The organism is Halolamina salina, assembly GCF_042678005.1.
In the GTDB taxonomy this organism is placed as follows: Archaea; Halobacteriota; Halobacteria; order Halobacteriales; family Haloferacaceae; genus Halolamina; species Halolamina salina.
The window spans coordinates 1-6,915 of sequence record NZ_JBHUDH010000212.1 but is presented as its reverse complement, the minus strand read 5'-3'; the positions used below and the strand labels follow the sequence as shown (position 1 = coordinate 6,915).

10 protein-coding genes are annotated in these 6,915 nt (G+C 68.2%); 4 read left to right on the top strand and 6 right to left on the bottom strand.

Annotated features, from left to right (window positions below):
• The 3 genes from ACFR9S_RS14670 to ACFR9S_RS14660 all read right to left on the bottom strand — a co-directional run.
• On the bottom strand, positions 1 to 515 hold a 515-nt coding region (locus ACFR9S_RS14670; protein WP_379818955.1), incomplete at its 3' end, for an MFS transporter.
• A gap of 402 nt (positions 516 to 917) precedes the next feature.
• Entirely contained in the window at positions 918 to 1,241 is a 324-nt protein-coding gene (locus ACFR9S_RS14665) for a rhodanese-like domain-containing protein (RefSeq protein WP_379731449.1), read from the bottom strand.
• Positions 1,241 to 1,540, bottom strand: coding sequence for a sulfurtransferase TusA family protein (locus ACFR9S_RS14660; protein ID WP_379731448.1), 300 nt, complete (start codon positions 1,538 to 1,540; stop codon positions 1,241 to 1,243). Before ACFR9S_RS14660 ends, ACFR9S_RS14665 begins: the two co-directional genes overlap by 1 nt.
• A 191-nt stretch (positions 1,541 to 1,731) precedes the next feature.
• Between ACFR9S_RS14660 and ACFR9S_RS14655 the strand changes: the two genes are divergently transcribed.
• Positions 1,732 to 2,751, top strand: coding sequence for a PLP-dependent cysteine synthase family protein (locus ACFR9S_RS14655; protein WP_379731447.1), 1,020 nt, complete (start codon positions 1,732 to 1,734; stop codon positions 2,749 to 2,751).
• A gap of 120 nt (positions 2,752 to 2,871) precedes the next feature.
• The gene (locus ACFR9S_RS14650; RefSeq protein ID WP_379731446.1) at positions 2,872 to 3,291 is read left to right on the top strand and encodes a desampylase; all 420 of its coding nucleotides are present in this window, start codon (positions 2,872 to 2,874) and stop codon (positions 3,289 to 3,291) included.
• Positions 3,292 to 3,458: 167 nt separating this feature from the next.
• Here the strand turns inward: ACFR9S_RS14650 and ACFR9S_RS14645 are convergent, their stop codons facing one another.
• The 3 genes from ACFR9S_RS14645 to ACFR9S_RS14635 form a co-directional block, all read right to left on the bottom strand.
• Positions 3,459 to 3,899: a DUF302 domain-containing protein gene (locus tag ACFR9S_RS14645; RefSeq protein WP_379731445.1), complete on the bottom strand. Its 441-nt coding sequence runs from the start codon at positions 3,897 to 3,899 to the stop codon at positions 3,459 to 3,461.
• A gap of 91 nt (positions 3,900 to 3,990) precedes the next feature.
• The gene (locus tag ACFR9S_RS14640; RefSeq protein WP_379731444.1) at positions 3,991 to 4,362 is read right to left on the bottom strand and encodes a helix-turn-helix domain-containing protein; all 372 of its coding nucleotides are present in this window, start codon (positions 4,360 to 4,362) and stop codon (positions 3,991 to 3,993) included.
• 107 nt (positions 4,363 to 4,469) lie between these two features.
• On the bottom strand, positions 4,470 to 5,030 hold the full coding sequence (locus ACFR9S_RS14635) for a plastocyanin/azurin family copper-binding protein (protein ID WP_379731443.1): 561 nt from the start codon (positions 5,028 to 5,030) through the stop codon (positions 4,470 to 4,472).
• A gap of 199 nt (positions 5,031 to 5,229) precedes the next feature.
• Here ACFR9S_RS14635 and ACFR9S_RS14630 point away from each other — a divergent pair, with 199 nt between their 5' ends.
• Both ACFR9S_RS14630 and ACFR9S_RS14625 read left to right on the top strand, forming a co-directional pair.
• Positions 5,230 to 5,772 carry a ribbon-helix-helix protein, CopG family gene (locus ACFR9S_RS14630; protein WP_379731442.1) on the top strand — a complete coding sequence of 181 codons (543 nt, stop codon included), beginning with the start codon at positions 5,230 to 5,232 and terminating at the stop codon, positions 5,770 to 5,772.
• Positions 5,773 to 5,929: 157 nt separating this feature from the next.
• Positions 5,930 to 6,915, top strand: a 986-nt coding sequence (locus tag ACFR9S_RS14625) for a hydantoinase/oxoprolinase N-terminal domain-containing protein (protein ID WP_379818954.1), incomplete at its 3' end; no start/stop codon positions are given.

Here is a 6,915-nt window from a genome sequence, read left to right as displayed (position 1 = left end):
CCGACGAGCGCGATCAGCCCACCGCCGACGGCGTCGAACAGCATGTCCAGCCCGAGCGTCACCGTCGCGAGCGCGGAGTTGGCCTGCGGCAGCCGGTCGTCGGCGACGATCCGCGGGACCAGCGTCGCCTCGATCGGTCCCATCACCAGCGTCGCGAGCATCAGGATCGGCACGACGGCGAGCAGGAGGTCGACGTCGAGCCGGCCTGCGGCGGCCGCCAGCGGGAAGACGAGGACGACGACCCCCTGCACGATCTGGGAGCCGACGAGCAGCGGCTTCACCGGGAAGCGATCGACGATCGGGCCGGCGACCGCCTGCAGCAGCCACGGCAGCAGCAGGACGGCGTTCGCGACGCCGACCAGCGTCGTCGAGCCGGAGAGCTCGAAGACGAGCCATAGCACCGCGACGGTGTAGAGGCTGTCCCCGGCGTTCGTGACGAACTGCCCGGCGACGAACCGCCGGAAGTCGCGGTTGGCCCGCAGCGGGTGGTCCCGCCCGATGTCGGGCAGGATCATCGGCGATCACCCCCGTGGGGACCGCGCAGACTGCGTGGAGCGTTCGGTTCGCGTCCCGGCGGACGGGAGCGATGCGACTGACGGTCGGCGAGCGGTTCGGCGTCGTGTGAGCCCGGGCGGTGTGCCGCGGGCTCGGTGGCGTTCGGCATCTGGCGTGTTCGATCGAAGGAGTGCGGCTACCGGCGTGGTAGCGAAGCGAACCCGAGTGCTGCAGCTATCGGGCCCGCCGCGCGGCCGGCGGCGAGGTCGGATCGAACACCGGACGAACCGAGAGCCGGCGGTACATCGACGCCTCTGTCGGGGGCGTCGACGACGTGGGTAAAAGAGGTAGCGGTTCACGATCGTTCTCGGAGATTCAGTCCGAGCGACAGAAACGGTGACTGCTCGCGGCGCGTGCTCCCATCAGTTCTCGCCGGTCTCGAGCTCGTACTCCCAGTCCTGATAGCCGCCGGCCATGCTCCGGACCTCGTCGTCGGCCTCGATGCCCTCGAAGGAGTCGATCAGCCGGGCGGCCTGCACCGACGACTGGCCGATCGGACAGGCGACGATCACGTCGTCGCCCCACTCCACGTCGTCGACGCGGGCGGGAAGCTCCGACATCGGGATGTTGATCGCGCCCGGGATGTGCCCCTGCTCGAACGCCGCGGGCGGGCGGATGTCGATCACCTGCACGCCGTCCTCGCCGAGCTTCTCGTTGACCTCCTCGGGGGTGATTTCGTCGACCATTACGCTTTCCTGAGGAAGATGCGGTTGAGCCCGTCGCCACTGCGCCAGACCTGCGCCTCCGTCTGGTCATCGACGGACTTGGGCACGTTCTCGGTGCTCGGGACGTGATCGGTCTCTTGGACGAGCAGCTCACCCCCCTCGAGGCTCTGGATCGCCTTCTTGGCCTCGATCTGCGGGTACGGACACACCTCGCCTGTCATGTCCTGCACCGTCGCCGCCTCCGACAGGAGCGATTCCGCGGTCTCGTCGTCGAGCTCTTCGGGGGAGTCGACGACGGCCTCCCAGTCTGCGTGACTCATGATCGAAACCACGACACAGCGGGATATACCGGTTTCGCCGCCCGCAGTCCTCTCCCTTACCTCGGAGCGGCACCATCGGGCGTCGATCCCGGGACCGGGTGGCGGAACGGACGGCGGGCCACGCGCCGTGAGGTAACGTAACTGACATCGCTTGCGTCAGAGCCTTCACCGCTCCGTCGCCTACTCCACGTATGGCCGAGACCACCGTCGACGAGTCCACTATCGGCGAGACGCCGCTGGTGGAGCTCGCTGTCGACGTGCCGGCGACCGTCTACGGCAAAGCCGAGTGGTTCAATCTTTACACCGCCGACTACGGCGGGGGATCGGTGAAGTCCCGCATCGCCCGCGAGATGCTCGACGGCGCCGAGGCACGCGGCGACCTCGACGGCGACCGCACCGTCATCGAGCCCTCCAGCGGCAACACCGGCAGCGAGCTCGCCCGCGTCGCGACCGCGCGGGGGTACGACGTGGAGATCGTCGTCCCCGACGACGCCAGCAGCGGGAAGGTCGACGCCATCCGGGACGCCGACGCGGAGATCCACTTCGTCGACGCCGATCTGGGCTACGACGCGGTGATCGAACGCTGCGAAGAACTGATCGACGAGCACCCGGAGCGGTACTACCGCCCGAACCAGTACGAGAACCCCGACAACCCCGGCGCCCACGAGCGGACGACCGCGCCCGAGATCGACGAGGCGACCGACGGCGAGGTGACCCACTTCGTCGCCGGCGTCGGCACCGGCGGCACCGTCACCGGCACCGGCCGCGGGCTCCACGACTGCGGCGACGTGGAAGTGGTCGGCTTCGAGCCCGCGAACCCGCTGCACGCGATTGACGGGCTGAAGTACCTCCGTTCGGGCGACCAGTACCACCCCGAGACGTACGACGAGTCGGTGCTCGACGACAAGCTGTACGTCGACACCGAGGCAGCCTACGAGCGCGCCCGCGAGCTCCGTGATCGGTTCCAAGACCGCGAAATTCCGATCCGAGACACGGGCCAGCACGACGAGGAAACCGTCCGCGAGCACCTGCGCGTCGACGGCCAGTTCGTCGTCGGCACCTCAAGCGGTGCGGGCGTGCAGGCGGTCCACCAACTCCACGAGGAGGAAGGACTCGACGCCGAGGACGTGGTGGTGATCCCGCTCTGCGATCGCGGTGACAAGTACGCCGACATCCCGCTCTGGGAAGAGTACCTCGACGGCGACGACTGACGCGGAAAACGGGTCCGTTCTACCGGCCGCCGCTGGCGGGGGGATCACGCGCACGCGGTTCGACGGAGAGTGCGTCGCCAGTGGCGCCGGGGTTTTCTTCCCGCCCGCGGAAACGCGACCGTGATCGAGTTCGCACGCGAGGCGTACGACGACGTCGTCTACGCCGGCTACGACGGTGCTCCCGAGGAGGTCTGTGGCGTCCTCGCCGGCGAGTACGGCGAGGATGAGAGCACCGTCGTCGAGGCCTACCCGACGGAGAACGTCGCCGACACGCCCGAGATCCGGTACTACATCGACCCCGAGGAACAGCTCGAAGTCATCGAGGCGATCGAAGAGGCCGGGCTGGAGGTCGTCGGGTTCTACCACACCCACCCCGCCGGGCCGACCGAGCCCAGCGAGACCGACGCCGATCGGGCGGCGTGGTCGGGCTACTCCTACGCGATCTGTGCGTTCGACGGCTACCCGTACCTCGGGTCGTGGCGGTGGGAGGGCGACGATGCGGGGTTCGAGCAGGAAGTGGTTCGCGTGGTCGATCGCTGAAGAAGAGTCGAGGGGGTCGATCCCAGGATCCGCGTCAGTCGGCGGAGCCGTCTCTCAGGCCATACGGGCGACGCGTGGGTCGCCCGCAGACGACGGGAGCGAGGAGGCTTCTGGTGATGGTCGAGCGTTTGCAAGGGCGCTCCGAGCCCCGCAGCAAAAGGTCGAACTTAGAGGTTCTCGAACGCCTCGTCCACGAGTTCGCCGGTGTCGGCGACGATGTCGGCCATCTCCTCGTCGTCCGGCGCCATGCCGAGCAGTCGCGCGATGCGCATGATCGAGACGTGGTAGACGCGCTGTTTTCCGGGTTCCTCCTCCCAGACGACGACGTTACACGGCATCAGCGCGCCGAGTTCGTTGTCGGTGGCGTCGAGCGCGCGGTCGGCCATCTCGGGGTTGCAGGCGCCGAGCACGTAGTAGGGGTCGCGGCCGGCGTCGATCTTCTCGTTGAGCATCGCCGAGGGCGAGAACTCCACCGGGATCCCGAACCCGGCGTCGGTGAATACCTCGCGGACGTGTTCGACCGCCTCGTCGTGGTCCATCTCGAGTGTCGTCTGCGCTTCGCCGATGTCGTCGGGGTCGATCTGGCTCGGATCGATAGGGAGCGTCATTCGTGTACAGTATTGTGCCGTCAGTACAAAACCCTTCGGGCTGGCGCGTTCACTCCCGTTCGAGGCAGAGCGAGGAGCGGACGACCGCCGTTTACAGCCCCTCACCCATCTTCGACCAGATATCCGCGAGCCGGTCGTCGGCGTCCCGGGCGGGTCGCTCGACCGTGACGGAGAACTCGTCGTCCTCGCCGAGGGCGATGGTCACGTCGTCGAAGTCGCGCTCGTACCGCGTGGTCCGGCCCCCGCCGGGGTTGATCGTCTCGCGTTCCCGGACGAGCGAGGCGTCGGTGAGGAGTTCGAGCTTCCGGTACAGCGTCGACCTGGGGATCCCACAGCTGTCGGCCAGCTCGGTCGCGGTCGTGGGCTCGGCCGTCTCACGCAGGATCGTCCGGCAGTCGCCGTCGTCCAGCGCCTCGAGGACTGCCTCCAGCGACGACACGTCCTCTGGAGCCAGGCGAACCATCACCAGAAATCGGGGACTGTGCCGGAAATGCTGCCCGGTCCCGGCACGACAAGGAGAGCTAATCGACACGGCGCGAACGGCGAGAAACGCGGAACGGCGACGGGGCGTCAGCCCGAGAACTCGTCGTAGCTCACCGACCCCTGATCGACGATCGTCCCGCTCTCGGGGACGTCGCCGTCCGGCGGCATGCTCCCCTCGGCGGGGCCGCCCGCCTCGCCGACGACGACGCGGCCGACCATGCCGAGGCTCTTGTGCGGGAGACAGAAGTAGTCGTACGTCCCGGTCGTCTCGAACGTGTGCTCGAACGTCGCGCCCTGCTCGCTGAGAATCCCGCTGTCGAACGCCGTCGCCCCCTCCGGGATGCGTTCGGCGGCGTCGTTCGACTCGGCGTACGCCGTCGCGGAGTGGTTCCCGCTGGCGTTCTCGAACGTGACGGTCGTGCCGGCCTCGACGAACAGCCCGATCGGGTCGAAGTAGTAGCTCCCGTCGTCGCTGGTGACCATCTCGACGGTCGTGGTGCCGCCGCCCGACCCGCCCCCACTCGACGTGTCCGTCCCGTCGCCCGAGGGCGTGTCCGTCTCGTCCGACGGCGCGCTACAGCCGGCGAGCCCGGTCAGTCCTGCGGTCGCGGCGAACCCAGCAGCCTTCAGTACCTGTCGGCGATCCATACCCCGGATTGGTGCTCCACCGAAAGGCGACTTCGGCGGAATCCCAGACGCTGGGAAACCGCGGTCGATTGACCCCCATCGCGGTACGACACTGAAGCCGGTTCGTTCCGGTCCAGCCCCGAGGTGACCGACGGCGCGGCGTCGTAGCTCCCGACGGCCCACCAGCGCGTATTTCCCGTGGGCCGCGTTACGGTGCCGTATGGCTGGAGATAGACTCACCGTCTCCCTCGACGAGCAGTCGCGGGAGGCCCTCGACGAACTCGTCGAACTGACCGGGGAGGGTCAGAGCGAGACGGTCCGGCGCGCGATCATCTTCTACGCGGCGAACTTCCAGGTGGCGAACTCCGAGACCGACGTGGATCTGGAGCAGTACCACAGGATGCTCTCCGGCGGCGAGCACGTCCTGCTGGACATCGATTTCCTCCACGGGCTGCTCGACAACGTCGAACTGGAGAACGGCGAGCCAAGCCCGGAGTTCCAGGAGGTGATCGACCGGGTCGCCGAGTTCCACGCCGACGAGTACCGGACCCGGTTCAGCAGCCTCGCGGACATCCTCGACTGGCTCTCCTTCTGCGGGTTCCTGACCGCCCGGAAGGCCGACGACGGCACCTACCACGTCGTCTTCCCGACCGAGAAGGTGAAGTGGTTCATGACCCGCTTCATCCAGCGGAGCACCGAGAAGCTCGACTTCGAGGTCGAGGTCTCGGAAGGTGTCTCAAAAGTCCTTATCTCCGAGGTGTAAGTTCACACGGCTGCATACGCCGTACGTGGACCTCTTAATCACCCTTTTCCGGGCCGGATCATTGGTAGAGAGTATCAATGACGAACGGTACACGAGCCGACCGTCTGTCGCCGGCCGACGCCAACGGACGACCCGGTAGCCGGCGGGAGGCAGGATCGTGACGGCGGCCGTCGGCGTCGACGTGGGCGGCACGTTCACCGACGTGGTGCTCGTCGCGGACGGCACGCTCACGACGACGAAAGTGCCGTCGACGGCCGACCAGAGCGAGGGCGTCGTCCGCGGGATCGAGCAGGCCTGCGAACAGGCCGGGATCGACCCCTCGGAGATCACCGAGTTCTCCCACGCGATGACGGTGTCGACCAACGCCCTCCTCGAGGGCGACGGCGCCGAGACCGCGCTGGTGACGACCGAGGGGTTCCGCGACGTACTCGAAATCGGCCGGCAGACCCGGCCGGACCTCTACGACCTCGACGCGGAGAAACCCACGCCGCTGGTGCAGCGCCGGAACCGGTTCGAAATCCCGGAGCGGACGACGACCGACGGCGTCCGGACGAGGCCCGATCCCGAGGCCATCGACGACCTGATCGAGCGGCTCCGAAAGCGGGAGGTCGAGAGCGTCGTCGTCTCGTTCCTGCACGCCTACGTCGACCCGAGCAACGAGCAGGCGGTCGCCGAACGGCTCCGGGAAGAACTCGACGCCTCGGTGTCGGCGTCCCACGAGGTGCTCAACGAGTTCCGCGAGTACGAGCGCACGTCGACGGCGGCCGTCGACGCCTACGTCACGCCGGCGATCGACTCCTACATCGGCCGACTGGAGGAGCGCGCGGCCGACCTCGGCCTGCCCCAGCCGCGGATCATGCAGTCCAACGGCGGGATCGCCGAGGCGAGCGAGATCCGGCGCCACGCCGTCCAGACGGTGCTCTCCGGCCCCGCGGCGGGCGTCGTCGGCGCCAGCAGCACCGCCTCGACCGGTGAGGAGAACGACTTCGAGGGGTTCGTCACGTTCGACATGGGCGGCACGTCGAGCGACGTGAGCCTCGTCCGCGACGGCAGCGTCGAGCGCACCACCGACAACGAGATCGACGGCTACCCGATCCGGGTGCCGATGGTCGACGTGACGACCGTCGGCGCCGGCGGCGGGAG

Coding starts and splice junctions, on each gene's coding strand:
- ACFR9S_RS14665 (WP_379731449.1), bottom strand. CDS start 1,241: ATGGTCGACGAAATCACCCCCGAGGAGGTCAACGAGAAGCTCGGCGAG.
- ACFR9S_RS14660 (WP_379731448.1), bottom strand. CDS start 1,540: ATGAGTCACGCAGACTGGGAGGCCGTCGTCGACTCCCCCGAAGAGCTC.
- ACFR9S_RS14655 (WP_379731447.1), top strand. CDS start 1,732: ATGGCCGAGACCACCGTCGACGAGTCCACTATCGGCGAGACGCCGCTG.
- ACFR9S_RS14645 (WP_379731445.1), bottom strand. CDS start 3,899: ATGACGCTCCCTATCGATCCGAGCCAGATCGACCCCGACGACATCGGC.
- ACFR9S_RS14640 (WP_379731444.1), bottom strand. CDS start 4,362: ATGGTTCGCCTGGCTCCAGAGGACGTGTCGTCGCTGGAGGCAGTCCTC.
- ACFR9S_RS14635 (WP_379731443.1), bottom strand. CDS start 5,030: ATGGATCGCCGACAGGTACTGAAGGCTGCTGGGTTCGCCGCGACCGCA.
- ACFR9S_RS14630 (WP_379731442.1), top strand. CDS start 5,230: ATGGCTGGAGATAGACTCACCGTCTCCCTCGACGAGCAGTCGCGGGAG.